This is a genomic window from Pseudanabaena sp. FACHB-2040 (assembly GCF_014696715.1).
Taxonomy (GTDB): Bacteria; Cyanobacteriota; Cyanobacteriia; order Phormidesmidales; family Phormidesmidaceae; genus JACVSF01.
Genome location: NZ_JACJQO010000006.1, coordinates 1 through 24558 on the forward strand (window position 1 = coordinate 1; position 24558 = coordinate 24558).

26 protein-coding genes and 1 pseudogene are annotated in these 24558 nt (G+C 51.0%); 14 read left to right on the forward strand and 13 right to left on the reverse strand.

Going from position 1 to position 24558, the window contains the following annotated elements; all coding sequences use genetic code 11:
* Both H6G13_RS09475 and H6G13_RS09480 read left to right on the forward strand, forming a co-directional pair.
* Window positions 1-101: pseudogene (locus H6G13_RS09475) on the forward strand (IS1 family transposase); the annotation flags it as partial.
* The gene (locus tag H6G13_RS09480) at window positions 82-783 is read left to right on the forward strand and encodes an SDR family oxidoreductase (protein WP_190482971.1); all 702 of its coding nucleotides are present in this window, start codon (window positions 82-84) and stop codon (window positions 781-783) included. The pseudogene H6G13_RS09475 and the gene H6G13_RS09480, both read left to right, overlap by 20 nt.
* 1 nt (window position 784) lies before the next feature.
* Here the strand turns inward: H6G13_RS09480 and H6G13_RS09485 are convergent, their stop codons facing one another.
* The 4 genes from H6G13_RS09485 to H6G13_RS09500 all read right to left on the reverse strand — a co-directional run bounded on the left by H6G13_RS09485 (window position 785) and on the right by H6G13_RS09500 (window position 3364).
* On the reverse strand, window positions 785-1420 hold the full coding sequence (locus H6G13_RS09485) for a LysE family translocator (RefSeq protein ID WP_190482972.1): 636 nt from the start codon (window positions 1418-1420) through the stop codon (window positions 785-787).
* A 138-nt stretch (window positions 1421-1558) separates the two neighbouring features.
* Window positions 1559-2065 carry an AAA family ATPase gene (locus tag H6G13_RS09490; RefSeq protein ID WP_190482973.1) on the reverse strand — a complete coding sequence of 169 codons (507 nt, stop codon included), beginning with the start codon at window positions 2063-2065 and terminating at the stop codon, window positions 1559-1561.
* A gap of 194 nt (window positions 2066-2259) precedes the next feature.
* Window positions 2260-2688, reverse strand: a complete 429-nt coding sequence (locus tag H6G13_RS09495; protein WP_190482974.1) for a DUF6220 domain-containing protein — start codon at window positions 2686-2688, stop codon at window positions 2260-2262.
* A gap of 1 nt (window position 2689) precedes the next feature.
* Window positions 2690-3364 (reverse strand): DJ-1/PfpI family protein, encoded by a 675-nt coding sequence (locus H6G13_RS09500; protein ID WP_190482975.1) that lies wholly within the window; start codon window positions 3362-3364, stop codon window positions 2690-2692.
* Between the two features lie 99 nt (window positions 3365-3463).
* Here H6G13_RS09500 and H6G13_RS09505 point away from each other — a divergent pair, with 99 nt between their 5' ends.
* Together H6G13_RS09505 and H6G13_RS09510 are read left to right on the forward strand one after the other, a co-directional pair.
* Window positions 3464-4168: a LuxR C-terminal-related transcriptional regulator gene (locus tag H6G13_RS09505; RefSeq protein WP_190482976.1), complete on the forward strand. Its 705-nt coding sequence runs from the start codon at window positions 3464-3466 to the stop codon at window positions 4166-4168.
* A 300-nt stretch (window positions 4169-4468) separates the two neighbouring features.
* On the forward strand, window positions 4469-4714 hold the full coding sequence (locus H6G13_RS09510) for a hypothetical protein (protein ID WP_190483247.1): 246 nt from the start codon (window positions 4469-4471) through the stop codon (window positions 4712-4714).
* Window positions 4715-4788: 74 nt separating this feature from the next.
* On the opposite strand, the gene H6G13_RS09515 is transcribed toward H6G13_RS09510, so the two are convergent.
* From H6G13_RS09515 to H6G13_RS09525, 3 genes are all read right to left on the reverse strand, one after another.
* The gene (locus H6G13_RS09515; protein ID WP_190482977.1) at window positions 4789-5802 is read right to left on the reverse strand and encodes a DnaJ C-terminal domain-containing protein; all 1014 of its coding nucleotides are present in this window, start codon (window positions 5800-5802) and stop codon (window positions 4789-4791) included.
* Between the two features lie 290 nt (window positions 5803-6092).
* Entirely contained in the window at window positions 6093-6518 is a 426-nt protein-coding gene (locus H6G13_RS09520; protein WP_190482978.1) for a metal-sensitive transcriptional regulator, read from the reverse strand.
* A 24-nt stretch (window positions 6519-6542) separates the two neighbouring features.
* Window positions 6543-6986 (reverse strand): hypothetical protein, encoded by a 444-nt coding sequence (locus H6G13_RS09525; RefSeq protein WP_190482979.1) that lies wholly within the window; start codon window positions 6984-6986, stop codon window positions 6543-6545.
* Between the two features lie 356 nt (window positions 6987-7342).
* On the opposite strand from H6G13_RS09525, the gene H6G13_RS09530 reads away from it, so the two are divergent.
* The 5 genes from H6G13_RS09530 (at window position 7343) to H6G13_RS09550 (ending at window position 15800) form a co-directional block, all read left to right on the forward strand.
* A complete protein-coding gene (locus H6G13_RS09530; protein WP_190483222.1) occupies window positions 7343-8440 on the forward strand; it encodes an HhoA/HhoB/HtrA family serine endopeptidase in 1098 nt (365 codons plus the stop codon).
* Window positions 8441-8497: 57 nt separating this feature from the next.
* Complete coding sequence (locus H6G13_RS09535) at window positions 8498-8842, forward strand: DUF4870 domain-containing protein (protein ID WP_190482980.1); 345 nt, start codon at window positions 8498-8500, stop codon at window positions 8840-8842.
* A 300-nt stretch (window positions 8843-9142) separates the two neighbouring features.
* Window positions 9143-11947 carry an ATP-binding protein gene (locus H6G13_RS09540; RefSeq protein ID WP_190482981.1) on the forward strand — a complete coding sequence of 935 codons (2805 nt, stop codon included), beginning with the start codon at window positions 9143-9145 and terminating at the stop codon, window positions 11945-11947.
* 308 nt (window positions 11948-12255) lie between these two features.
* Window positions 12256-14124 (forward strand): NAD(P)H-quinone oxidoreductase subunit F, encoded by a 1869-nt coding sequence (locus H6G13_RS09545; RefSeq protein WP_190482982.1) that lies wholly within the window; start codon window positions 12256-12258, stop codon window positions 14122-14124.
* 95 nt (window positions 14125-14219) lie between these two features.
* Complete coding sequence (locus tag H6G13_RS09550) at window positions 14220-15800, forward strand: NADH-quinone oxidoreductase subunit M (protein WP_190482983.1); 1581 nt, start codon at window positions 14220-14222, stop codon at window positions 15798-15800.
* Here the strand turns inward: H6G13_RS09550 and H6G13_RS09555 are convergent.
* Window positions 15724-16149, reverse strand: a complete 426-nt coding sequence (locus tag H6G13_RS09555; RefSeq protein WP_190482984.1) for an NUDIX domain-containing protein — start codon at window positions 16147-16149, stop codon at window positions 15724-15726. The genes H6G13_RS09550 and H6G13_RS09555 overlap by 77 nt on opposite strands.
* Window positions 16150-16271: 122 nt before the next feature.
* Between H6G13_RS09555 and H6G13_RS09560 the strand changes: the two genes are divergently transcribed.
* Window positions 16272-17573, forward strand: a complete 1302-nt coding sequence (locus tag H6G13_RS09560) for a CO2 hydration protein (protein ID WP_190482985.1) — start codon at window positions 16272-16274, stop codon at window positions 17571-17573.
* A gap of 117 nt (window positions 17574-17690) precedes the next feature.
* Entirely contained in the window at window positions 17691-18092 is a 402-nt protein-coding gene (locus tag H6G13_RS09565; RefSeq protein ID WP_190482986.1) for a fasciclin domain-containing protein, read from the forward strand.
* Window positions 18093-18344: 252 nt separating this feature from the next.
* On the opposite strand, the gene H6G13_RS09570 is transcribed toward H6G13_RS09565, so the two are convergent.
* Together H6G13_RS09570 and H6G13_RS09575 are read right to left on the reverse strand one after the other, a co-directional pair.
* Window positions 18345-18587: a nucleotidyltransferase domain-containing protein gene (locus H6G13_RS09570; RefSeq protein WP_190482987.1), complete on the reverse strand. Its 243-nt coding sequence runs from the start codon at window positions 18585-18587 to the stop codon at window positions 18345-18347.
* A 109-nt stretch (window positions 18588-18696) separates the two neighbouring features.
* On the reverse strand, window positions 18697-18984 hold the full coding sequence (locus H6G13_RS09575; RefSeq protein ID WP_190482988.1) for a hypothetical protein: 288 nt from the start codon (window positions 18982-18984) through the stop codon (window positions 18697-18699).
* A 106-nt stretch (window positions 18985-19090) separates the two neighbouring features.
* On the opposite strand from H6G13_RS09575, the gene H6G13_RS09580 reads away from it, so the two are divergent.
* Window positions 19091-19327 carry a helix-turn-helix transcriptional regulator gene (locus H6G13_RS09580; protein ID WP_190482989.1) on the forward strand — a complete coding sequence of 79 codons (237 nt, stop codon included), beginning with the start codon at window positions 19091-19093 and terminating at the stop codon, window positions 19325-19327.
* A gap of 263 nt (window positions 19328-19590) precedes the next feature.
* Here the strand turns inward: H6G13_RS09580 and H6G13_RS09585 are convergent, their stop codons facing one another.
* From H6G13_RS09585 to H6G13_RS09595, 3 genes are all read right to left on the reverse strand, one after another.
* Complete coding sequence (locus H6G13_RS09585; RefSeq protein WP_199305832.1) at window positions 19591-20553, reverse strand: DUF3644 domain-containing protein; 963 nt, start codon at window positions 20551-20553, stop codon at window positions 19591-19593.
* A gap of 28 nt (window positions 20554-20581) precedes the next feature.
* Entirely contained in the window at window positions 20582-21541 is a 960-nt protein-coding gene (locus tag H6G13_RS09590) for an HNH endonuclease (protein ID WP_190482990.1), read from the reverse strand.
* A gap of 214 nt (window positions 21542-21755) precedes the next feature.
* Window positions 21756-22055 carry a hypothetical protein gene (locus H6G13_RS09595; protein ID WP_190482991.1) on the reverse strand — a complete coding sequence of 100 codons (300 nt, stop codon included), beginning with the start codon at window positions 22053-22055 and terminating at the stop codon, window positions 21756-21758.
* Between the two features lie 493 nt (window positions 22056-22548).
* Between H6G13_RS09595 and H6G13_RS09600 the strand changes: the two genes are divergently transcribed.
* Both H6G13_RS09600 and H6G13_RS09605 read left to right on the forward strand, forming a co-directional pair.
* The gene (locus H6G13_RS09600) at window positions 22549-22962 is read left to right on the forward strand and encodes a hypothetical protein (RefSeq protein WP_190482992.1); all 414 of its coding nucleotides are present in this window, start codon (window positions 22549-22551) and stop codon (window positions 22960-22962) included.
* Window positions 22963-23533: 571 nt separating this feature from the next.
* The gene (locus H6G13_RS09605; protein ID WP_190482993.1) at window positions 23534-24232 is read left to right on the forward strand and encodes a hypothetical protein; all 699 of its coding nucleotides are present in this window, start codon (window positions 23534-23536) and stop codon (window positions 24230-24232) included.
* Window positions 24233-24558: the final 326 nt, after the last annotated feature.

Consider the following 24558-nt stretch of genomic DNA (forward strand, 5'->3'; position numbering starts at 1 on the left):
GCTTAGTTCGTAAGACCTTGTCGTTCTCCAAAAAGTTGAGTAACCACGTTGGTGCAATTTGGTATTTTGTGCATCATTACAATGCCTCTTTGCGTTCTTAACCATTACTATTCCTTACTACCAAATTCTGAAAAACTCGAGGCGACAGCATCCTATTTAAAGCAGTTTGGTGATGTGCAAACGTGGCAGGCAGATGTTTGCGATCGCAAAGATACAGCCCGATTGGTTGAACGCATCGCTTCTGAGTTGCCTGATATACATTACCTTGTCAATTCTGCTGGCGTTTTTCTACCGAAGACATTTCTTGATCACTCTGAGACGGACTACGCTCGCTACCTCGATATCAACTACGGAACCTTCTTTGCTACCCAGCGGGCTGTCCGTAATATGGTTGAGCATGGGCAAGGCGGCGCAATAGTTAACATTGGCTCAATGTGGGCACATCAAGCTATTCTAGCTACACCTTCGTCTGCTTACTCAATGGCAAAAGCAGGTTTGCACTCTTTCACGCAGCATTTAGCGATGGAACTTGCTCAGCATCAAATTCGCGTTAATGCCGTCGCCCCCGCAGTGGTAGAAGCTCCTATCTATGGAGCTTTTATCGAACCAGAAGAAATTCACACAACGCTACAGGGTTTTAACAACTTTCACCCAATCGGGCGCATTGGACAACCAATGAATATTGCAGAAGCGATAACTTTTCTACTCTCTGAACGAGCATCTTGGGTAACTAGAGCCATCTGGAACATAGATGGCGGAGTAATGGCTGGGCGTAATGCTTAGATTACGGGTTTTCAGCAGATGCAACGAGCTTAAACCCTAAAGCAATCATGACTCCTCCCGCTGCTCGATCAAGCCAAGCCTTATAGCGCAAGTAAGCTTGACGAGGGATATTTGAGGAAAGAACAAGAGCAACCCAGGTATACCATACCGTCTCGATTGCAAAAATAAGACCTGCAACACTGAGATTGAATACAGGTGACGACTCAGTAGGTAGAAAAGCCGCAAAAACACTCGCATACACGACAGCAGTTTTAGGATTACTAAGTTGAGTCGTCAACCCCAAAATAAAAGCTCGAATAGTTGTTGTAGCAGCTGAAATTGGTTCGATTTCACTGCTAATTAATGGCTTCTTTGCGTTCAGCCAAATCTGTAGACCTAAATATGCAAGATATAGACCTCCGACCACCTTAAGTACCCAGTAAAGTGACGGAATCGCTAAGAGAAGCCCATGCAACCCGAGCAAAGCAGCCGTTGCAAAAACCAGCCCACCGACACCCATTCCAAGAGCAGCACAGATGCCCTCAACTCTCGACGCAGCAATAGCTGTGCGAGCCACCATGACAAAGCTTGGACCCGGACTTGCAGCGCCAACAGCGAGCGCTGTACCAATGCTAAGTAATGCTGTCATTTCTTGCATCGCACAAAATCCTCATAAATTGAAAGACTCAGTGTATTTTACAAACAAAGCTTCTACTCACACACCACCAGAGCTTTTCACACCAATGGTTGCCCTTATACGGGCGGCATGCAACAGAGTGGTTAGGTTTTTGCCATCTCAACGAACCCTTTGATCGGGATCGTATTTGATGATGTTAAAACCTTCGTCTGCCGTCGGTGGCTTGAAGTATGAGGTGATGTAGTCAAATTCTGCCTCAGACATAACCATCGAACCTTCAGGCTGTTCAGCGTTTCGTTTCCGCAATTGCTCTTTGCATAAGGGATCGGACGCAACAATGTAATGAAGCGCATGATTCACTCCCGCTGCTTCAAATATTGAACGAAACCATTGTCGCTGAGAAGGAACATTCCCTGGAAAATCCAAAACAACAGATATTCCCTGTGCAAAAATATCTTGTACGTGCTGAAAGACTATAGATTTTAAGCGTGACGAATATTTCAAATAATCATCGAAGGTACTAATTTCTTCTGGGTACAACTTCGACAACCAGATATCTTCACTGATAAGAATGGCGTTATGCTCTGAGGCTAGCTTCTTTGATAACGTTGTCTTTCCTGATGCCATTTTTCCGCAGAAAAAGTGCAGAACGGGATCGGTTTTCACTATTCACCACCGTTGCATTTCTCAAGTTAACTGAATCAAGACTACCAAGCAGGCTCTTCAATCTCAAATGCTCCAAAACATCCTCTTACAGGTAGCCACAAATAAGGGATGCTGTGAGCGAGGTAGAAATTAGGAGCATCGCTGCTGCGGACGCCCAAATTCTAGAGATAATTGTGATGCGAAACAAGTTTCTCCTAAGATTTGGCTACAGCATCTGACTTATTAAACACCTCACGCGATACACGATGCACAAGGCTTGAAGAAACATAGAATAGCGTGAATCCAATCAAAGGATGAAGCACCTCTAGGTGAAGAGGCGTCTTAAGGTGAATGCTGCAAAACTGGAGCCCAAGCAACACGGGCAAACTAATAGTAAGCGCTCGAATTGCGCCCGAGAATGGAGCAAGCAACGCCCCTGCCAGCAATATTAGCGATACTCCACTAAACCCTCGCACGAGCCACACATGAACATTCCACCAGGCAGGATCTGTGAAGTAGGCAATGCCAACTGTTAATACTTGAGCAATTAAGCAAACATTAAAAACGACTGAAGTCGCGTAAAAACCACGTTTTATCCAGCTTATGGCGGCAATATTGAGATCTGCTTCCAAATTTGTAGTCATGTCAGCTTACTTGTTGTGCGAGTTCTAAACTTGATATCCTCTGCATAAATAACATTGCTTTATCGACCAATTCAGTTCCCGCTTTTTCGGGTGAACCGGCATCAAAGGGTGGGGCGGGATTGTACTCTATCAATAGTTGAATAATTTTTGCGATCTCTTCACCACACAAGATGCTGGCGATCGTCAGACCAAAATCAATTCCTGCTGTCACACCTCCACCCGTAATGCGATTGCGATCGACGACTACGCGCTCGATTCCAACCTTAACACCTAGCTTTACAAGGTGGTCGCGCATCGCCCAATGCGTCGCGGCTCGGTAGCCCTGTAATAAATCAGCTTTCGCCAAAAACTCTGATCCGCCGCACACAGAAGTAATAAACTTTGCCGTGCTACCTTGCTTCCGCAAAAATTCAAGCACCTCTAGATCATCTACGACTGCCATTTGTTCTAAGCCGCCACCGATACAGATAACGTCCAAGAGCGGGCAATCTTTGAAGGTGGTGTCAGGCAAAAGCACCATTCCATCATCGGTTTTGATCGGGTCTAGCGTTTTCCAAATACGATGAAGTTCGACACCGGGAAGCGCACTAAAAACCTGCTGTGGTCCTACTATATCAAGTGCCGTCATGCCAGGATAAAAAACCAAACCAATGATGTGCTTTTGTGAGTCAGTCATGGATTCATCTCCTTGTGGCGGTTGCGATTAAATCTATCCCTATACTAGGAATGGCAACCCACCGCGCATAGTCCTCGATCGAGTACTCTTTTTGCCACCATGCCAACTTCCTTGAAGCTTTTATTTGAAGAAATTCATCAGGCACAGGATGAAGACGGCTTGCGATCGCACCTCGCTCCAAAAATTGGTGAGCACTTTGCCGCCAAGCGATCAGGGGTCTTTTTCTTTGACCAGCTTTTAACCGACCAAAAGCTTCAAAACGTTCTGACTATTGCCCTCTCCCTTGAACACAATCCTGTAGCGCGCTACCTTGCAGAACACCATACCCCCATCCATGAGGGCTTGGTGACAACGCCCAAAGCCTGGAAATTAATCTGTCCACGTCCCGATCACTGGCATGTGATGGCAGGGCCGATCGTCGATCGCGGTCAACTAGTTGGCGCAGTGGGCTGTACCCGCGAAAAATCAATGCCTGCCTTTGACACCCAAGATTTAGCGGATCTGAGTGCCATCTGTTTGCACCTATCTGTTTGGACTGCAACTGTGCGATTCGCGCAAATCGCAACTCCAAAGCCTCAGCATCAACTGTCTAGCACTAAGCAATTAACTCCACGTGAGCTGCAGATTGCCAACTTAGTTGCCCTAGGACGAACCAATGCAGAAATCGGCAATGAACTCTGGATTACCGAAAATTCTGTCAAGCAGGCTTTAAAGCGAATGTTTCGTAAGCTTGGGGTTTCGTCACGGACGGAGATGGTGGCACAACTCTCCACGACACAACTTCACTTTTCCAGTCCCAAGTAAACCCCGACTCCAGCACAAAACAAAATTCTCCAATACGGTTGACTCATGCTTAGGGCACACCGTATTCTCAGTCATTAAGCTGTCGTGCGCGGCAGCCTAGACACAGAACTCATCGACTTAGCGCCGCCTGCAAGTGTTAGCTGCACAAGCAGGCGACTGTTCCCCCGAAGCTGATCAGAGCAGTTCGGAGGCTTGGAGGTCAGTTTACCTCCCCTGCCGCCCCGATTGCACACAACCACGGGGCTGCTAGGAAAGTGAGTTCTGGTTTCCTAGTTCACACTACATAGGGACCAGAACCACATGTTTCAATCAAACGATTTGGGTGCTCAGCCGCCCACAGTTCCACCTGCCCAATCAACCAAGCGCAAGCCCAAACGCGAGAAGATTACCAACGTGCTTTACGGCAGTTTGGAGGTGCTTGACCGCACCATCAAGCACCTGCACACCCTCCACTACGCAGACCCCGACGACTGGAGCGACCCCATTCCCAGCGGCAAAGACAGCCAGTGGATGGCAGTTCTCATTAAGCACCTGCTGATTGAGTAAATTCTCCCAAAAAAGTTGCGCCCAGGATTTAATCGCCTGAGCGCAACTTGATTAGAAGAACTATTGCACAACGCCTACAGGCGAATGCTAGTAAGACCGCCACGGGGATTTTCGCTGCGCTGGGCCTGGATCTGCTCGTAGAGCTGCTTTTCCTCGGCCGTGAGCTGCTTGGGCGGCGTAATCACCACCCGCACCAACTGATCGCCACGCTCGCCTTTGGGGCTAGGCCAGCCTTTGCCTCGCAGCCGTAGTGTTTGGCCCGACTTAATACCCGCAGGCAGATTCATCGTCACCCCACCATCAGGCGTAGGCACCTCTAGCTTGCCGCCCAGCACCGCTTCATCCGGTGCGATCGGGACTTCACAAACCAGATTGTCCCCCTCAAACTTAAAGAAGTTGTGGGTCTGGAGATTGACCACTAAGTACACATCTCCCCGCTGCTGGTTGTAAGGATTTAGCTGCCCCTTACCCTTAAGCCGCACCTTGCTGCCCTGCTTAGCCCCCGGCGGAATTCGCACCTCCACCTCTTCAGAGCCAATCCGCAGCCGCTTAGTCACCCCATGAAAAGCCTCACTAAGGCTCAGATTCAGGCTGGCCTCCTGATCAAAAGAAGTCGAGGCTGCAGTTCCAGCGTTGCCGCCAAAGCCTGTGCCAAACCCCGGCGATCCCGGCGAGGTGCGATAGGAGTAAGACCGTCCTGCCGTACCCGCTCCAGGGCTACCAAAGCCCCCATTGCCAAAGCGCCCTAGCAGCTCATTAATAAATTCATCAAAACTGCCGTAGGAGCTAAAGTCAAACCCGCCATAGTCCCCCGGAGTACCCGCATAGCCGCCACCACCGCCAGCCCGACTAGCCTGCTGCCAATAGCGGCCAAACTGGTCATACTTCTGACGCTTATCCGTATCAGAGAGAACTTCGTAGGCCTCGTTGATTTCCTTAAATCGAGCCTCGGCGGTCTTGTCCCCAGGGTTCACATCGGGGTGATACTGACGGGCCAGCTTACGAAAAGCTTTCTTAATTTCGTCAGCACTGGCAGACCGACTGACCCCTAGTAATGCGTAATAGTCTTTGAAGTCAGTGGCAGCCATTCCATTCCCTCCTGCTACGTGCTAACTAAACATGACTCAGACAAGAAGCTGAGAAAATCAAAGGCTTTAGCCCCTGTATAAGCTGCCTATTAAACAGCTCAGCCAGCCCGGCGACCTCCTGACTCAGCACCCTTCGAAATAATTAATTCCAGACTATCAGAGGAAACTGGTCGGGCGGGTTCGGTTCTTTCACCGCAGCTAGTGAAATTGGCGAACCTTTTACCGATTCCCCACATAGGCTCTGGCACTGCTCCCTAGGTCACTGTTAACCCAGGCGATCAATACCGGGCCTAGGGCAAAAACCGATCCAGTGCAGCTTTGAGTTGTTTGATCTCATCCTCAATATTGCCTTCTTCTGCGGCTCGACTAATGCACTCCGTCAGATGCTCGTCCAAAATAATGCGGGCCACCCGATCAAGCGCCCCACGAACAGCAGCAATTTGCACCAGCACATCCGGGCAAGGACGACTCTCCTGCACCATTGTTTTAATACCGCGAATGTGACCTTCAATCCGGGCTAGCCGGTTGATAATTCGGCGCAACGACTCGGGATCGTGCACATGGGGATGAACCCCGTGGGCATATCCGACCGTACCCGGCAGGCTTTCCAAAAGGCCGTGCTCATTGCCAGTACGAGGATAAGGCTCCGTCTCAGCTGCATGTTTGGAGTTGGGCACAGTATCTTCTGGGAGAGAGGGGCGTTTGGATAGGGTCATAGGAAAGGAGGTTTACGATGAGCCCTAGGGGGACTGGGTTGATTGAAAATCTGAAAGCTCAGCCAGCTCTTCTAAAGAACGGGTGCCAGAATAAAGCTCTCCGTCGATTTCCCAAGTAGGGTAGCCCGGAATTCCTTTTTCCTGGCAAAGCTGGGGTTGTGGATCTTGGCCGCTGGGATCGCACTCCACATAGGGAACTTGCTCAACTGCTCCGGCAAACATCTCCTTTTGTTCAGCGCAGTGGGGGCACCAGTAAGCTCCATACATAGTAGCGCCAGTTTCTTTGAGGTGATTGGCGAGCTGAGCTTCGTAAGATTGCTGGTTAGCCTCTCGGGTAGCTTGGGGAGCACAGCCGAAGACCACTGCAGCCGTGAGCAAAGCAGCCCCCATACTCAGATGGCGGCCTGTCTGAGCCCAACGGTTAGCCGGGTTTGATTGCAAAAGAGAACGAATGAAAGACTGACTCATCGCCTTGAGTATGACAATAATCGGTACGACAAATGGCGGTATAACAAGCGGGTACGACGGAAATTAGTTTCTAATCCGGTAACTACTGTACGGGAAATACACCACTTTCCCTTAGGAGATTTCACCCCCTGTCACCAGTTCAATCGTGACACAATTCCCTATAGTTGGCAGTTTTCACCCCAGCTCTTGGGTTTGGATAGCTAAATTTACGCCTGACGTAGGCTTGGATCCTGAAACTCTACGAGCTGCTAGCTGCCTTTGAACCTGTTGTGAGTTAGATGTAAGGGGCTTGCAAGGTGTTAAACCGTGTCTGGAAGCAAGTAGGTCGTCTGTTGGCCTTTGGCCTGGCCTGTCTGATGGTTGTCTCTACGGCCTTTTCTCTCCCTGCGGCTGCCCAGTCAGCGGCCGAGGCGGCCATTGCCAATGAGAGCTTTGTCGCTGCCGCAGTTCGCAAAGTTGGTGCTGCAGTGGTGCGGATCGATACCGAAAAGACTGTAGTCCGAAACGTGCCGGATATGTTCTATGACGATCCGTTTTTTCGGGGCTTTTTTGGCTCTGAGGGATTTCAGCGTATTCCCCAGGAGGAGCGGCTGCGGGGACAAGGCTCAGGCTTTATCATTGACGGCGTTGGAGATATCTTGACCAATGCCCACGTGGTAAACGGGGCTGATCGGGTCGTAGTTACCTTAAAAGATGGCCGCAGCTTTGAAGGAACAGTTGAAGGGGTCGATGAAGTCACTGACCTAGCTGTGGTCAAAATTGAGTCTAATGACGAAGACCTACCTATTGCGAGTCTAGGGAACTCCGACAGCGTAGAAGTGGGCGACTGGGCTATTGCTGTAGGCAACCCTCTCGGCCTAGACAACACTGTTACCTTGGGCATCATCAGCACCTTGAAGCGGTCTAGTGCCTCGGTCGGCATTCCCGGCAAGCGGCTGGAGTTCATTCAAACCGATGCTGCAATTAATCCCGGCAACTCTGGCGGCCCCTTGGTCAACCAGTATGGAGAAGTAATCGGCATCAACACAGCGATTCGAGCTGATGCAATGGGGATTGGCTTTGCTATTCCCATCAATAAGGCCAAAGATCTCAAAGACCGGCTGGTGCGGGGCGAATCGATTGCTCACCCCTACCTGGGTGTACAGATTGCCACACTGAACGCCGAAATTGCCAAGCGCAATAATGAAGATATCAATTCGGGAATGGTGCTGCCCGAGGTTGAAGGAGTACTCATTGTGCGAGTGATGCCAGATACTCCTGCGGCAGATGCAGGGCTGCGTCGAGGAGATGTAATTTTGGAGATTGACGGGGAAGCTATCAAGAGCGCCGATCAGCTTCAAAACAAAGTGGATAACAGCCGGATTGGTGAAGCTTTGCGCGTCAAGGTGCAGCGCGGCAGACAAACTCAAATAATTTCGGTGCGCACTGCTGAGCTACAGCCTCAAGGCGGTTAATAGCCTGCTTTTGAACAGGGGGCACCACTGTTGCCCCGTACTTTATGGGAGGTCAAAATGAACTCTATCTATGACAACGACAAGCGCAAGCTCTTATCTGCGCTCAGCCACGGCTCTATCTTTTTCTCGGCTCTGATATTGTCAGCAGGACTGCCCCTGGCTATCTTTCTGGTATCAGAGGATCCTATCGTTAAGGATAATGCTCGGGAAGCGTTGAACTTCCACTTTAATGTCTGGCTCTACGGCATTATTTTTGGGGTCCTCACCTTTTTTCTAATTGGCATACCGCTGCTAGCAATCCTGTTTGTGGTGCAGATTATTCTGCCGATTTGGGCTATTTGGCAGTCTCTGCAAGTCCCTAGCAAGGTCTTTCAGTACCCGTTTATTTTCCGGATTCTATAAGCGGTTTTTTGACCGACAAGACCAGCGGAGGCAAGACTGCCTCCGCTTTTTTGTGGCAATTGGAGCAGGGGAGTGGATCAGGGTGGAGAGCTAGGGAGATGAGGGGCTAGGGAGATGGGGTAATAGGGATGATGGAGAAGGTGGGGGAGATGGGAAAGTAGTATGCTCCCCTGCCCCTCCGCTCCTCACTCTTAACAACACCAAAATTTCACATTGCAGCTTTGTGTAATAACCAATGGTGGAGCGGGTGGTAGGGTTTATGATTAGCGTTCATCTATAAGACCATTGTCCAGACAAGCCATGCCGGGAAAAGGGCTGCAGTCCAGAGTTGGCGAATTGCCGGGAAAAGTTTCGCTGCGTTCGGTGCTGGTTATTCCGTTTGTGCTGCAGATTTTTGTAGCTGTGGGGCTGACGGGCTACGTTTCTTTGCTCAATGGGCAGCGGGCAGTGAACGAGGTGGCTTCCCAACTGCGACGGGAGGTGTCTGAGCGGATTCGAGAGCGGTTGGCTGACCACTCAAACATTCCCCACCTGATCAACCAGATTAATGCTGATGCGGTGCGGCGCGGCGATCTAAGGACGCAGGACGCGGCTAGCGAACAGTATCTCTGGCAGCAGATCCAGTACTTAGACGACTTCACCTGGATCTACTTTGGGGATGCGACAAGTGGCTCTTTTATTGGCATCACACAAACCCCAGAAGACCACTCGCAGGTGGTGGTCAATGATCCGTCTACCGACTTTTTGGGTTATTACTATAGCCTCAATACTCAGGGCAAACGGCTCAATCTAGATCGGGTTAGTAAAACCATCTACGATGCGCGATCGCGACCTTGGTATCGGGGCGCTGCCAGCAAAAAAGGGGCGATGTGGAGCGATATCTATCCGGCCATTGGGGTGCCGCAGCTGATTTTGAGTGCGGTTTTGCCGGTATATGACCAGGCGGGCAACCTGCTAGGGGTGACGGGCGTAGATTTTTCTCTCGATGACATCGGCCAGTTTTTAGAGAGCCTTGAAATCGGCAAGTCGGGCCAAGCTTTTATTATGGACACGTCCGGTCGGCTGGTGGCAACTTCGACTGGAGAAAAGCCCTACCGGGTGATGGGCAATGAACGTCTAGAGCGAATCACGGCAACAGAAAGTGCCCACCCACTGACTCAGGGGACAGCAGAGTTTATTGCCCAGTCGGTTAGCTTGAGGGATCTAACGGATCACACTCAACTGGATTTTAAGTTTGAGGGTCGGCGGCAGTTTGTGCAGGTGGCTAACTTTGCCGATCAGCGGGGCATTGAGTGGCTGATTGTGGTGGTGGTGCCCGAGGCTGACTTTATGGAGCAGATCGCGGCCAATACTCGAACTACGATTTTGCTTTGTGGGGGGGCGCTTGCGATCGCAACCCTTGTCGGCATTTTCACCTCCCAGCGCATCACCCGGCCCATTTTGCAGCTCAGTGAGGTGAGCCAGACCATGGTCGAGCGCGCCCGTAATCGTCAGGGCAGCACTGACCTAGATCTGCGGGTGCAGACGCGCGGCATTCAAGAAATTGAGGCTCTGGTGCAGTCTTTTACCCAGATGGGCAACCAGCTGCGCCAATCCTTCAGGGCGCTAGAAAAGAGTAATGAGGACTTGGAGCACCGGGTACAGCAGCGCACCGCCGCCCTGCAGGAGGCCAAAGAAACCGCTGACGCCGCCAACCGGGCCAAGAGCGAATTTTTGGCCAATATGAGCCATGAACTGCGCACGCCGCTCAACGCCATTATTGGCTTTGCCCAACTGCTGCTGCGCGATACCGGACTCAACCACGAGCACCGTACTAACCTCAAAATCGTCAACCGCAGCGGCGAACATCTGCTGGCGCTGATCAACGACGTGCTGGAGATGTCAAAGATCGAAGCCGGTCGGGTCATGCTCAACGAGCAAACGCTGGATCTGTACGGGTTTTTGTCGGCTTTGGAAGATATGTTTAAGCTGCGGGCCGAGTCGAAGGGCCTGCAGTTGGTGTTTGAGCGCGCCCCTGAGGTGCCCCAGTATGTGCGAGCAGACGAGGGCAAGCTGCGTCAGGTCTTGATTAACCTGCTAGGCAATGCGCTCAAATTTACCCAGCAGGGCCGTGTTTCTTTGCGAGTCAGCCCTGGAGCAGTGCCAGCAGACGCCCACGATACCGCTGCCGATCCGGCCCGGTTTCCCCTCCAGTTTGAGGTTGAAGACACCGGCAGCGGCATCCCCTCAACAGATCTAGAAACGATTTTTGATGCCTTTATCCAATCTAGAAACATTGACCACAGCAAAGGCGGCACCGGCTTGGGGCTAGCTATCAGCCGTCAGTTTATCCAGCTCATGGGCGGCAATATTGAGGTCAAGAGCCTGCTAGGAGAGGGCACCTGCTTTCAGTTTTGCATTCAGGTAGGGTTGGCCCGGCAGCCTGAACAGCAGATCACGCCTGTTCGCAAAGTGGTGGCGCTGCTGCCTCATCAGCCCAGCTACCGGATCTTGGTAGTAGACGACCACCCCGACAACCGCCGGGTAATCAGCTCTCTACTGCTGCAGGTAGGCTTCGAGGTCAGAGAAGCGGTGGACGGCGAAGATGCGATCGCACTCACCGCTGCCTGGTCTCCCCACTTCATCTGGATGGATATGCGTATGCCCGTGATGGACGGCTACGAGGCCACTCGCCGGATCAAGGCCATGCCCCATCCTCCGGTGATTGTTGCCCTAACCGCCAGCGTTTTCGAGGACAAGCGAGAGGCGGTGCTGGCCGCAGGCTGTGATGCCTTTGTCCACAAGCCCTTCTACGAGCACGACATTTTTGATAAACTAGCCGAATACCTGGGTGTTGAATATTGCTACGAAAACTCGCCCAGCCTTGCCACACCCACCCTTAGCGACAGCCAGAAAGCGCAGATCACCCCTGCCCTTTTAGCACAGCTCGATTCAGACTGGCTGACCCGCCTATACCAGGCCGCGATTCAAGCCGATGCCGATGTCTTGAACCAGCAGATTCAGCAGATTCCAGAAGACTATGCCGCCTTAGCTGAAGACCTGAAAAAGCGAGTAGCAGCCTTTGACTACGACAGCATTATCGAGATGGCCGAAACTCAGGCCTAAGCACAGCCGCTCATTTTCATAATTGATTATTGGCCCTAATCAATCATAAGCAGAATTCTTATTGTATTTAGTCAATCAATACCCTAGATCTCTGGTTAATATCCCGCTATACTCCTACAAAGATAGACCTAAATCTATCTCAAAGAGTTTTAGATATACCTAGCTAAATCTTATAAATCTTGGCCGTTGCTGGAGAGGCAGGCTGAGCGGTAGCGTTTGCGATCGCGCTGGCGCTGACTAGCTAGTTCGCACTAGTTGCCCGAGTTTACCTATTTCCACTGTGTTGTTCGAGCTGAGAGAAGCCGCCCATGACACCATCACTAGCTCAGTCGAGTTGGCTAATACCGCTCTACCCTCTAGTTGGCACACTGCTGACTATCCCCTGGTCGCCTGCCTTCATCCGTCGCACTGGCCCCCGGCCTTCGGGCTACGTCAACATCCTGGCCACCTTTGTGGCCTTTGTTCACAGCGTCTTAGCCCTTAGAGAAGTGTGGGGGCAGCTACCGCAGTACCTGGAGATTCCCTGGCTGAGCGTGGCCGGTTTAGAGCTGACAATTCCCCTAGAGTTTTCGGCTATGACCTTGGGGGCGCTGGTGCTAGTGACCGGGCTAAACCTGCTGGCGCAAATCTATGCTGTGGCCTACCTGGAAATGGACTGGGGCTGGGCCAGATTTTATGCGCTGATGGCCTTGTTTGAGGGAGGGTTGTGTGCGCTGGTGCTGTGCGACTCGCTCTTCTTCGCCTACATGATTCTAGAGATTTTGACGCTGGGCACTTACCTGCTGGTGGGCTTTTGGTACAACCAATCCCTGGTAGTCACGGGTGCTAGAGATGCCTTTCTGACCAAGCGGGTAGGCGACTTGGTGCTGTTGATGGGTGTGCTGGCGCTTTACCCGCTGGCGGGCACCTGGAACTTTAAAGAACTGGCTCAGTGGGCTCAAACAGCTCAGATCGATCCCACCCTGGCTACCCTACTGGGCATTGGCCTAGTGGCTGGCCCTATGAGTAAGTGCGCCCAGTTTCCTTTACACCTGTGGCTAGATGAAGCGATGGAAGGGGCGCTGCCCAGCACCATCCTGCGAAACTCAGTCGTAGTTGCGACTGGGGCCTGGGTGCTGGTCAAGCTGGAGCCAGTGCTGGCCCTTTCACCGACCGCCTGTGCCTTCACCATTGCTATTGGAGCCATCACTGCGCTGGGCGGCAGCCTGATTTCCATCGCTCAGATTGATATTAAGCGGGTGCTCTCTTATCTCAGTAGCGCCTACATGGGCCTGGTCTTTGTTGCTGTGGGAGCCCACCAAACCCATGCGGCCCTGCTGCTAGTGCTGGTCTATGCCCTGGCAATGGCCGCTCTGCTGATGGGAGCTGGCTCGATCATCTCTAATATCATTACGCAAGATTTAACCCAAATGGGCGGCCTCTGGAGCCGTCGTCCGGTTACTGGGCTCTCTTTCTTAGCGGGGGCTGCAGGTATGGTTGCTCTGCCGCCGCTGGGCGGATTTTGGGCTTTGCTGCAGCTAACTGATGGGCTTTGGAGCAACAATCAGGCAGTCCTGGTGGGCATTGTTTTGACCGTTAACTGGCTGAGCGCCTTCAGTTTGGCTAGGGTCTTTGGTCTGATATTTGCCGGCTCCAAGCAGCAAATGACGGTGCGCGCGCCTGAGCCCCTGTGGCTGCTGGTGCTACCGATGACGCTCTGCGCAGGCTTTACCCTGCACCTGCCAATGGTGCTTCAGGCCCTTGATATGCTGCCTGCCTGGGATTTGCTCAACAAAGACATGGCCCTGCTATTGACCTGGTCTAGTGTGTTGGGGGCTGCCCTCGGATCGGTGCTTTATGTCGGTCGTATGGTAAAAGACCCGACCAAGCTGGTGCAGAGCCGAGTGCAAAATCTGCTGGCCTACGACTTCTATACGCCCAGAATTTACCGCAACACAATTGTCTTGGGAGTTGCTACGCTCTCTCGCCTGACCGACTGGCTTGATCGCTATCTGGTGGATGGTTTGGTGAATTTTGTAGGGCTGGCCTCTCTGTTTGGCGGCGAAACCCTTAAGTACGGTAACTCTGGCCGCTTCTCGTTCTACGGGCTGACAATCTTGAGTGGAGTGGTGCTGATTGGACTATTCATGAGCTGGCACTACCTGCCCCTGATCATGCGGACCTTTGTCACCTTTTAATTGCGCTTGAGGCTATGAAAGCTCCCTGCCCTACCTCGACCTCAACCTACCTGTCTCCCCTCCCTGACCTAACTGTTGCTTCGCGGTAAGAACCCATGCTAAGTACGCTTTTTTGCCTACCGCTACTAGGCGCTTTAATCCTTGGTCTGGCCCCAATTAAGATGACGGGGCAGCAGGCTCGCTCAGGGGCCTTGACCGTAGCGGGTGTTGCTCTGCTCTGGACAATCTGGCTGTTTACTCAGTTTGAGCTAGGGGCGCTGGGCTTTCAGTTTCATGAGTTTATACCTTGGCTGCCGGTGCTGGGCCTCAACTACGAACTCAGTTTGGATGGTCTATCGCTGCTGATGGTGGGGCTAAATAGCTTCATTACGTTTATTGCCCTCTGGAGCAGCCACCCCAACATTGAGCGGCCTCGCCTGTTTTATGCGCTGATGCTGGTGGTCAGTGGTGGGGTAGCCGGAGCTTTTATGGCCCAGAACCTGCTGCTGTTCTTCCTGCTATATGAGATTGAGCTGGTGCCGCTCTATCTGCTGATTGCAATTTGGGGCGGCGGCAACAAGATCTATGCGGCCACCAAGTTTTTGCTCTATACCGCACTGTCGGGGGCGCTGATGCTGGCGGCTTTCTTAGGCACAATCTGGCTGAGCGGCAGCAGCGACTTTACCTATGCCCCGTTGATGGGCGCTGGCCTGTCGATGACGGCTCAACTGGTGCTGCTGGGCTTTTTGCTGGTGGCCTTTGGCATTAAGATTCCGCTGGTGCCCTTTCATACCTGGCTGCCTGATACCTACGTGGCAGCTTCGGCTCCGGTGGCGATGATGCTGGGCGGAGTGTTGGCTAAGCTGGGCACTTACGGCATCTTTCGCTTTGGTCTGGGCATGTTTCCCGATGCGTGGGCGACGCTGGCTCCCTACCTGGCGGTTTGGGCAGCGATCAGCGTGCTCTATGGGGCGGTAACTGCGATCGCACAAAAAGACATCAAGCGCATGGTGGCCTACAGCTCCATCGGCCACATGGGCTACGTGCTGCTGGGCGGCGCGGCCCTGACCGACCTAGCTCTGACCGGCGCAGTGTCCCAGATGGTTTCCCACGGCATTATCCTGGCGATTTTGTTTCATCTAGTCGGCGTAGTCGAAACCAAGGTGGGCACCCGCGAACTAGACGTGCTCAATGGTTTGATGAACCCGGTTCGGGGCTTGCCAATGACCAGCGCCCTGCTTGTGCTGGGCGGCATGGCCAGCGCCGGAATTCCCGGTTTGGTAGGCTTTATCACTGAGTTTCTGGTATTCCAGGGCAGCTACGCAGTGTATCCGGTGCAAACGCTGCTGTGCGTCATCGGCACTGGCCTCACTGCCGTTTACTTCGTGATTTTGCTCAACCGCACCTGTTTTGGCCGCCTCGACAACGACATTGCCTACTTTCCTAAAGTCGAGTTTTCCGAGCGCTTCCCTGCCTTAGTGCTGGCTGCTTTGATTCTCTTCTTAGGCGTTCAGCCCAACTGGCTGGTGCAGTGGAGTGAAGGCACTGCCTCAGCCATGGTCACTGCCGTCTCGCGCGCGGTACCAGCGACTCTGGCCGAGAGCTTTAACCAAGTTGACCTCAAAGCAATGCTGCAAGGCCCTCAGGCACCAGCTGCCGCCCTGGCCCTGTCATCTCCGCTAGAGATTTCCAAGTAGCAGTGAAGCGCCGATCGCCTTCCTGCACCGCCAGCTGTTCTTGGTCGTACAGGGAGGCATCGACAAAGCGAGCATCGTAAACAAAAACGATTTCGTGCCCCGGCTCACCCAGGTAGAGAAAAATCGACTCCAGCACTCCCAAAAGCTGAACCTCGCTAATCTCTGCCCCCAGCTCCTCCCGGACCTCTCGCACAATCGCATCCCGACTCGTTTCGCAAAAGTCTATTCCCCCACCCAGAGGCCGAAAAAACGTTTCCTGCTTGACTGAGTCAAAACCCTCATTCACCAAAATTCGTCCCTGGTGCCGGAACAGACAAATTGCGATCGCACGCATCCGCTTCTTCTTCACCAAATATCCTCCTAAAACACGCTTCCAACCCCTACAAATCCCAACCCCCGCATTCCGCCCCAACACCCAATCAAAGGCAAGACACACCCTCCCACCCATCCACCCCGTCACCCAACAGAACCATGACCTCAACCCTTCTCTCCCCTCCCCCCTCCCTCATCCCCCCCTCCAACCATCCCCACGCCGACATCATCCATCGCCTCGAAGCTGGCGGCTCCATGCTGCCCGACACCCCCGAAAACCTGATGCAGATCATCGGCATCTACAAAGCCTATGCCGTGCCGATGGACTTTTACTGGCGCGATCTGCTCTACATTGCCGAGCGGGTATTTCTCAACCCCATCCCAGCCTTTAAGTACTTCCTGCCCCAAGAGTATCTAGACCTGCCCAACCACTACGCAGGCGACACCGCCGACCTAAAAATCTGGCGAGGCGAGGCCAGCGCTCACCCAGAACTGCTGGAATTCATGGCCAAAGGCGAGGTCAAGCAGAACTGGCCCAAACTGTTCCACCACCTGTGGCACGATCGGGTCAACATGGAGTTTGCCGAAGAGTGCATGCGGGCCATGCTGTGGCACCAAGACATGGGCGGCCGCTTCAATGATTTTCTCTACACAGACGAATATAAGACGAATTGCGATCGCGCCATCGCCGCCTACTTCAAAGGCAATCCGGCCATGCTGGGACTGCACAAGCTGTTCCCCGAAATGTTCTACGAAAAGTGCCGTGAACTCTCCTACTACGCCAACCTCGGCCTGTTTTGGGAAGTCATGGCCCCCGTCTTCTTCGAGATGTCAGACATTTACGACGAAGGCGGCTTCAAAGGCGTCCCCGACGCCATGAATTTCCTAGTCAACGGCATCTTCGCTGTAGCAGGTCGCCCCATCTACCACCATGTCTATATCGGCGATGAGTGCTACGAGCTAGTTCCCAAGTCCAAAGCCTTCACCTGGCTCTACGAAGCCGCCCTACCCTACGTCGAAGCCGTCTTTTACCGCACCTCCCCCTTCCGAGGCACCAAATCTTACAACGCCCAGGCCAAGCAGGTGCCCGATGATCAAAACGACTTCCACTACGGCATTCTCTACGCCGATGTGTTCCCTGTCGGCAGTGCTGGCATCCCCCCCACCCTGCTGATGCAGGACATGCTCCACTTCCTGCCCCAGTATCTGCTCGACTACTACCAAGACTACTGCCGAGGCGAAGACGACATGCTGATTCAGCTCGGCATCACCTTCCAGCGCTCCATGTACAACGTCACCTCAGCCGTTATCCAAGCCCTGCGCGCCGCCCTACTCTACCCCCTAGACGATCCCAACCCTCGCCATCTTCAGGCCAACCGCCAATTCTTCGAAGCCCAAATGGATCGTTTCCTTCGCCCTGAAGCTCGCCTGCGGGCCATTCAGCAGCAGGAATATCGGTAGAGGGGTAGATGAGTGGATGGGTAGATGGGTATCTAAGGAAAAACTCCCTATTTCTCTCACCCTTCCACTCATTCACCCTCCCACTCATCCACTCACCCACCCATCCACCCAAACCCCATGCCTACCATCGTCGACATCGCAGTCAACACCGAAGGCTTCTCTACCCTAGTTGCCGCTGTTCAGGCCGCTAATCTGGTCGAAGCTCTGCAAAGCCCTGGTCCTTTCACGGTATTTGCGCCTAACGATGCGGCTTTTGCTAAGCTGCCGCCGGGAACGGTGCAAACCCTGGTGCAAAATCCGCCCCAGCTAGCCCGAATTTTGACCTTTCATGTTGCAGCTGGAAAATACACTCAAGCAGATCTAATCCGCATGGGCAAGGTAGATTCCCTAGAGGGCGCACCCATTCCCATTGACGGCACCGAAGGCTTTGAGGTGAAAAACGCCGCCGTTATCGCCGCTGACATCGAAGCAGATAACGGCATTATTCACGTTTTAGACAACGTCATTCTGATGGGATAGGGAACTGACTGATAGGTCTGCTGGCTTCTTCTAAAAATGTCGTGAGTATCGTGGGTTAACAGGAGCGCAGTGTTTTAGCCTAGACATACTCGATGTGGATCGGGGTAGAGATAAGCACTGAGCGTTACAAACCTCCTACCAGCCGACTGTTGACCTACAGCGATTTGACCTCAATTTCCATAAACAGTAATTCGGGTGGAGATGATTGCTTCTAAGAAGTAGGGATTTTTAACAGTTTTCAACTTTATTAAGTCAAATAGTGCGCCCGAAAACTGTTGCTAATCCTTGCTTTAATCCAAAGAAGCGATCAGCGGCTCCTTTGGGGGTGTCCACTGCAAACTCGACAAGGAAGTCTAGGTCGCTGGTGGGTGGGTCGAAGCGATCGCAAGTGGCTGACCCAAAAAGTTCTAGCCTAGCAACTTGGTTTTGCTGGCATAGTGCGGCGATTTCGGCTTTTTTGGTAAGCACCAGGCTGAGGCCGGAGACTGGAGACATAAACAACTGATGACGGGTGGGCTAGGGCTTTGAGAAGGAGCAACTTGCCCTCAAATTTCACATCCCCCTACCCACCCATCTATCCTCTAATCATCCACCCCCTCCCTCCTCAGCCTCGACAATACTTCACTAACGCCTTCATCACCTCCCCTGGGCGAGTCTGGAGAGGTCGCTCTGGGGTAGGGGCTGGGAGGTAGTCGGTCCACTCGAAGACTTCAGCAAAGCGGTGATAGTGAAGGGTATGGATGATGGAGTTGATGGCTTCTTTGGAGCCGATAACGAGGATTTTGACGGGTTCGCGGTCGGGTTTAGGGTAGGTGTAGAGCTTAAGCGAGATTTCGACGCCTACGGTTTCGGATGTAGCGGGTGATTGGGCTATGAAAGCTTGAGTTTGCATGAGAGTGTCAACCTTTAGGACGATTCGAGGATACTAAACTACCTAAAGGTAGACTGTCAACCAGTAGGCTGTTTTCAGCATGGCGGTTCTCTGACACGATGAGCGCATGGGGAAAGCAGGACAAGCGCTCAAGCAGGTTTTAGAGGATTACAGCATTAGCCAGTTTGCCTTGGCAGTGGCTATGGATGTAGAACGCAATAATGTTTACCGCTGGGTCAATGAGAAGCGTGACCCAACAGCTGAAACAGTAGTTGAAATTGTTAGGGCTCTGAAAAAGCTTAGCCCTGAGGCTTCTAGAGCCTTTGTGGAATTGTATTTAGTAGATGAAATTTCGGATTCTTAATTAGCTACTTACTATCACGAAATTTCCGATTTTAGAAAGGACACCCACTTTTCAGTATAAAGATAGCCATCGAATCCGAGCACCCAACCAGCATACTCCCCACGAAACTTCGGATCATTGTTGCAAGGACGAGCATCATATTTCTTCCACGCATTAGTATGAGCCGCTACGTTAAAGCACAAACCCGTACCTTGGATTTTTTCTACCACCTGCTTTGGCCTATACTTATATGGGCTGTCAAGCCGCTTTATGAAAGCAATTCCTTACTGATAATTTTCAAGCTCTTCTTCTGAAAGATCATCCATGTTTACAAATTCGATAGCCATGCCTGCTGAGCGTGCATGATTGCCAAGTTTTGGAATAAGAAAAACAGACAATCTGTATTTTTGATTCGAAAGCAAATCATCTTCCAGATTATTCTGGAAATCCTGCATATACTTCCTGACGAGGCTATAATTTTCCGTTTGCAATTGCTTGAGTGCACTCACTTGGGCGTCCTGCGATGTACGAGTTAACTGCAATGCAATAGCCAAATTTCCGGTTAACGTATACGTATTGCCAAACTCATTAACAAGCAATTCCTCAAAGTTGCTTAGGCATGATTGGCAATGGCCAGATACGGCTGGGTCAAGTTCTGGCAGGCTTCTGTACTCTATTTTGTTTCTTAGTCCAATTAGAAAATCTAAGTTGACTCTTTCTGGAGGTTTTTTATCACCCCAGTAAGATTTGCAGCAAGCACTTAATTCAGAAGCCTTTTCCTCATCATCAATTATCTTGACTTCTCCATTCTTATCTCTGTAAAAATAATCCTTCTTATCCCTTTCAAAGATTGCGTGAAACAAGGCAGTCCACGCAATGACCATGTGAACTATAAAACCATGAGTTTTATAAGCAGTGAAGGGATTGTTATAAGTAGATGTTGCTAGTAGAGCAAACTCTTTCGACTTCTGAATTAGTCTTCCAAGACTAGAGTTATCTTTTATGTGTTGTAACTTTTGACTATGAACAGTGCGAAATTCATCAAGACTGAGTGTTCGTATACCAGTTGGTGTATATTCGTCTCCATTCCTCTCTAAATATTGATGCCAACGTTTAGTAGGGTAGGATTTACAAGAAGAGCTTGCCCAACCAGTAGCTTCGGCAAGCTCTTCTAGGGTGAAAGAATCTTCTAGTTGTTCTTTCTCTATAAGAAATCTATAAGCTTTGTCAACTTTGTCGTACCGCATGAATTTGGATTCCATTCAAAATTAAGCATCAAACAATATCCCACCTTTTTCGATGCCACTTTAAAGCCTCAAGGTTTGGATGAAACTTCTCCTCTCTAGGCAATTCAATTGATTCGCCCATAAAATAGGACATTGCCCTACTGCCCACAGCTGATTCTTCTATAAAACGATTTTGAGGAATTAATACCTTAAAGTTGTCATCAATTCCAAACCAACCATGGTCGAAGGCCCAATGATGATTCTTACAAAGGGCTAATCCATTCACAAAGCGATCATCTCTAAATTCTGAAAATGGTTTAATGTGTGCCCCATCTACAATATTTTGCCCATCAGCACTGACAATCCTTAGTTTGCAAAACGCGCAGCGCTGTTCATAAAGCGATACCACAATTTTTCGAAACGCACCATTTCTAACAACAATGTTCTCCTCGTCATTCAAGTCCTCAACGCTGTAGGTTGTACCGCCTTCCCTAAGGAGTTGCCGCTTCACAGACTCAAACTCATCAATCAGCGCCAGTTGTTCAATCTGAGAACCTTGTCCTGAAAACCAGCTATCGATCAAAACTCTCAAAAGAGTTATCCGTTGCCCTGGGTTTTTCAAAATATCAAACAACTCCGCATCTAAAGAGGCGTACTGGAGCATCCGCCTCACTGCCGCGACTCCTTTACGGCCCAACCCTGTCGCTGTTATGGCTTCACTATCAGGGTGAAAGGTTAGATGCCAAAATTTATCCCCCGTTAAATGCACAAAAGGAAGCGAAATATCAGAGCGATGGTCTGTTCTTACCAAACCACGCCAGTATTTCAAAAAAGTTGAAATTAGTTCTGGCGATAGGGGTATTTGATTACGATGAATCTTGCCTTGCTCAATCATCTCAATCAGCGAAATCAGGAGAACGGGCTTATGTGGTGCATTGCCTCGCTCCCTATTGCGATTAACATTGAGTTTCGCAAACTTCCTTGCGTAATATTGCAAGTCTTTAAGCATAATCTAGTTTTCGAGCTACGTCCTACGCATTCCTTAGCTTGCCTCTATACATAGCGCAGGCTTCTAAAAAACGCTGAGGCAAAAATTACACCCTATCCCCCACTCATGGGGGGAATAACACCGCATCCCTGGACTGCAATGGCTATCAGGCACAATATATTGCAGATTGACCCCAAACCGAGTGGTTGATCGCAACTTCTCCAACTCTGGATGCTCAGCCAGAATGCGATCGCAGCACTGTCCCAAGATCACCGCTTCTCGCTGCTGCAAGCCCTTCCCACTCGTCTGAATGTCCTCCGCCAATAGCTGCGGCAAGGCCACTGGGCGCATTGCCCCCAGCTCGAACAAATACCGTCAGACCCCTCGCCACAGAAGCTATCGACGAGCTAGAAAAGTACCCCACTGTGCGGTCATACACAACAGCACGCTCCAGGCAGGGGAGGTATAAGCCCTCGACGATATCACAGATATCACTGCGGTACTCGTCCTGAATCTTTAAGTCCTTCAGGCTCACGCAGACCTCTTGCGCTAAATCAATTCGCTCAAAAGTCTAGCGAGCCCTCCTTTCTACGCATGTGATCTGCAGCCAATCCAGAAAAGTTCTTTACAGCCTGATCGGTCAATCAACTAAACCAGCACTCCAGTTCAGCCATCCACTTTTGAGTCTTCAACCAATCAAACTCTTCTAAAAAAGACATTGCTTCCTACTTCAAAGCAATAGGTTAATACGCTATCCACACCCATCAATTTATCAAAATCTATCCGAGAGTGGAGACAAATACACTTTCATTCTTTCTACCAACTCACGAATCGCATTCCTTCTAGGCAACTGCCTTAAAACCCTTCTCTCAGGCTATCTCTACAGACTTACTGCAGACCTCGATTTACGCCTTTAGTTCTATAACTCCGGCCTAACTTCCACGCTAGACTTTGCGAACGCGAAAAATTAAAGTTCGTCGACTGCTTCTACTTCAATATCTCAGGTTCAACACCTTAAGGAGAAACATATGAAACTTAACCAGACTCTCAAACTCGCTGTCGGTAGTCTGACTCTACTAGGCATGGCTGCAATTCTGCCCGCCCAATCTCTAGCTCAAAGCAACCCAGCAGGCAGTGGCAGCAGCGGCGGCAGCGTAGGCGATGTTTATCGCGACGACGTACGTCCTGAAGAGAGCAACACTCCTAACACCAATCCTAACAGCGCTCCTAACAACACTCCCAACACCATTCAGCGCATTGATGGCAGCGGCAGCGGCAACACCTTAAACAATGGTGGTATGAATCGACCCGGTAGTACTACCAATCAAACTGGCTTCCCTGACAGAATGGATACTGCCGAGGCAGGTGACGTCGGTGACGTTTACAACAGCAACATGGGTCCTGAGCGTTCTAATGTAATGCGTCTACAAAGAGGCTACTAATTCCCCTCGAAGAAGACAATAAAGTAAGGCCATGTTGGCCCCCAGAGAACTTGATTTCTGGGGGCCTTTGCTTTGGAAACCCTAGCGAGGTATTAGATTAGTTCCTTCAGAGCCTGAAGGGCTTCCCTTTTCGAGCTACATTTTCAGCCAGCCCAACAAAATACTTTGCGGTCTGGTCGATTAAACAGTTCAATAGCCCCTCAGCTCGGCCAGTTATTTCTGGGCAGTTAAACACTTAAGCTTATTCGTAAGAAGCATTATTCCCTTTTTCAGAACAATAGTTTTATAATTATTTCACTTTATTTAGCTATCAATATCTTCCCAAAAGAAGGCATGATCACATTTCCGCTCCCCCCACTAGTTTATGACTCCTATTCCTTCTGGAGGAAAGCCTCAAATCTTCTCCATTAGGCTACTTCCAACGGCTAACTAGAGGCATTTATTTCATCCTTTAGTTCCACTGACTTAAACATATCTACAGCATTAGACTGTATCAAGCGAAACAAAAGAGAAAAGCAGATGCGGTCACGCGATGATCGCTTGCACTCAAGACCTTTTAGGAGAAAGCCACATGAAATTTAACCGAGCACTATCAATTGCTGCTGGTACTCTAACCCTAGCTAGCCTGGCAGCTGTACTGCCAGCTCAAGCTGACAGCATTTTCCAATACCGCAGCCCCGAAAGCAACTCTAGAGAGCAAACCCAGCCCGATTCAGACGTTCAGGCCCAGGGCAACGTTGGTGACGCCATCATCGACGAAGTAAATCCTGAGCGGGGCAATACCCCTACCACCATCGAAAGCATCGATGGCAGAACTGATGGCCGCATACAAAGCCCAATGGGCGGTCAGATGGAAATGGACGGTCGCAACAACATCTATACCCCAAGCCCGTTGACCACCCCCGGTCAAGTTCAAAATCTGAATCAGCCTGGTGCTCAGAACCAGAGCCGTCCTGGTGAAGTTGGCGATGCCATCGTTGATGAAGTAAATCCTGAGCGCGGTGCTACCCCCACCACCTCCGAAACCATCCAACGAATCCGCACTGACGGACAAGGACAGGGTACTGGCTTCGGCGGCGGCTACGGCAGCGACCCCAATCGTTTTGGAACTCGTTCCTCAGAGAACGCCGACATGGGTATCAACGAAACCTTCCGCAACTTTAACTACGGTCGTGGTGGGGCCAACAACTTCCCTCAAGCCGTTGGTGACACCTATCTAGATAAAGTAAGCCCCGAGATAAGCAACATCGATCGGCTGCAGCAGCAGTAGAAGCAGTATCTAGCCAGTAGGGGTAAGCAGCTGAGACTGTCCCTGCTTAAGGCTGATTGATACTCTTTAGTGGGAGGGAGAGGAAGAAAGGGTTGGAACTGCCCTGGTCTTCCTCTCCCTCCCGCAGGTTTAAACCTATCTCTGGCAAAGGTTCAGCCTCTTGACCCCTCTTAATGAAGCAGCTGCCAAACCCGCTAAGAAGTCTACATTTGCTGGGCTAGATGGTACTTCTGTAGAGTGATTGTTGCCTTGAGTAGTTTCACCGATTATGCGATCGCACCCACCCATCCAATCCTCTTTAGATTGCGTAGTTCCCTCGACGCTAT

Bases quoted from the DNA above. Each gene is read 5' to 3' on its own strand.
- H6G13_RS09480 (WP_190482971.1), top strand. From the start codon at position 82: ATGCCTCTTTGCGTTCTTAACCATTACTATTCCTTACTACCAAATTCT.
- H6G13_RS09485 (WP_190482972.1), bottom strand. From the start codon at position 1,420: ATGCAAGAAATGACAGCATTACTTAGCATTGGTACAGCGCTCGCTGTT.
- H6G13_RS09495 (WP_190482974.1), bottom strand. From the start codon at position 2,688: ATGACTACAAATTTGGAAGCAGATCTCAATATTGCCGCCATAAGCTGG.
- H6G13_RS09500 (WP_190482975.1), bottom strand. From the start codon at position 3,364: ATGACTGACTCACAAAAGCACATCATTGGTTTGGTTTTTTATCCTGGC.
- H6G13_RS09505 (WP_190482976.1), top strand. From the start codon at position 3,464: ATGCCAACTTCCTTGAAGCTTTTATTTGAAGAAATTCATCAGGCACAG.
- H6G13_RS09510 (WP_190483247.1), top strand. From the start codon at position 4,469: ATGTTTCAATCAAACGATTTGGGTGCTCAGCCGCCCACAGTTCCACCT.
- H6G13_RS09515 (WP_190482977.1), bottom strand. From the start codon at position 5,802: ATGGCTGCCACTGACTTCAAAGACTATTACGCATTACTAGGGGTCAGT.
- H6G13_RS09520 (WP_190482978.1), bottom strand. From the start codon at position 6,518: ATGACCCTATCCAAACGCCCCTCTCTCCCAGAAGATACTGTGCCCAAC.
- H6G13_RS09525 (WP_190482979.1), bottom strand. From the start codon at position 6,986: ATGAGTCAGTCTTTCATTCGTTCTCTTTTGCAATCAAACCCGGCTAAC.
- H6G13_RS09530 (WP_190483222.1), top strand. From the start codon at position 7,343: ATGGTTGTCTCTACGGCCTTTTCTCTCCCTGCGGCTGCCCAGTCAGCG.
- H6G13_RS09535 (WP_190482980.1), top strand. From the start codon at position 8,498: ATGAACTCTATCTATGACAACGACAAGCGCAAGCTCTTATCTGCGCTC.
- H6G13_RS09540 (WP_190482981.1), top strand. From the start codon at position 9,143: ATGCCGGGAAAAGGGCTGCAGTCCAGAGTTGGCGAATTGCCGGGAAAA.
- H6G13_RS09545 (WP_190482982.1), top strand. From the start codon at position 12,256: ATGACACCATCACTAGCTCAGTCGAGTTGGCTAATACCGCTCTACCCT.
- H6G13_RS09550 (WP_190482983.1), top strand. From the start codon at position 14,220: ATGCTAAGTACGCTTTTTTGCCTACCGCTACTAGGCGCTTTAATCCTT.
- H6G13_RS09560 (WP_190482985.1), top strand. From the start codon at position 16,272: ATGACCTCAACCCTTCTCTCCCCTCCCCCCTCCCTCATCCCCCCCTCC.
- H6G13_RS09565 (WP_190482986.1), top strand. From the start codon at position 17,691: ATGCCTACCATCGTCGACATCGCAGTCAACACCGAAGGCTTCTCTACC.
- H6G13_RS09570 (WP_190482987.1), bottom strand. From the start codon at position 18,587: ATGTCTCCAGTCTCCGGCCTCAGCCTGGTGCTTACCAAAAAAGCCGAA.
- H6G13_RS09575 (WP_190482988.1), bottom strand. From the start codon at position 18,984: ATGCAAACTCAAGCTTTCATAGCCCAATCACCCGCTACATCCGAAACC.
- H6G13_RS09580 (WP_190482989.1), top strand. From the start codon at position 19,091: ATGGGGAAAGCAGGACAAGCGCTCAAGCAGGTTTTAGAGGATTACAGC.
- H6G13_RS09585 (WP_199305832.1), bottom strand. From the start codon at position 20,553: ATGCGGTACGACAAAGTTGACAAAGCTTATAGATTTCTTATAGAGAAA.
- H6G13_RS09590 (WP_190482990.1), bottom strand. From the start codon at position 21,541: ATGCTTAAAGACTTGCAATATTACGCAAGGAAGTTTGCGAAACTCAAT.
- H6G13_RS09600 (WP_190482992.1), top strand. From the start codon at position 22,549: ATGAAACTTAACCAGACTCTCAAACTCGCTGTCGGTAGTCTGACTCTA.
- H6G13_RS09605 (WP_190482993.1), top strand. From the start codon at position 23,534: ATGAAATTTAACCGAGCACTATCAATTGCTGCTGGTACTCTAACCCTA.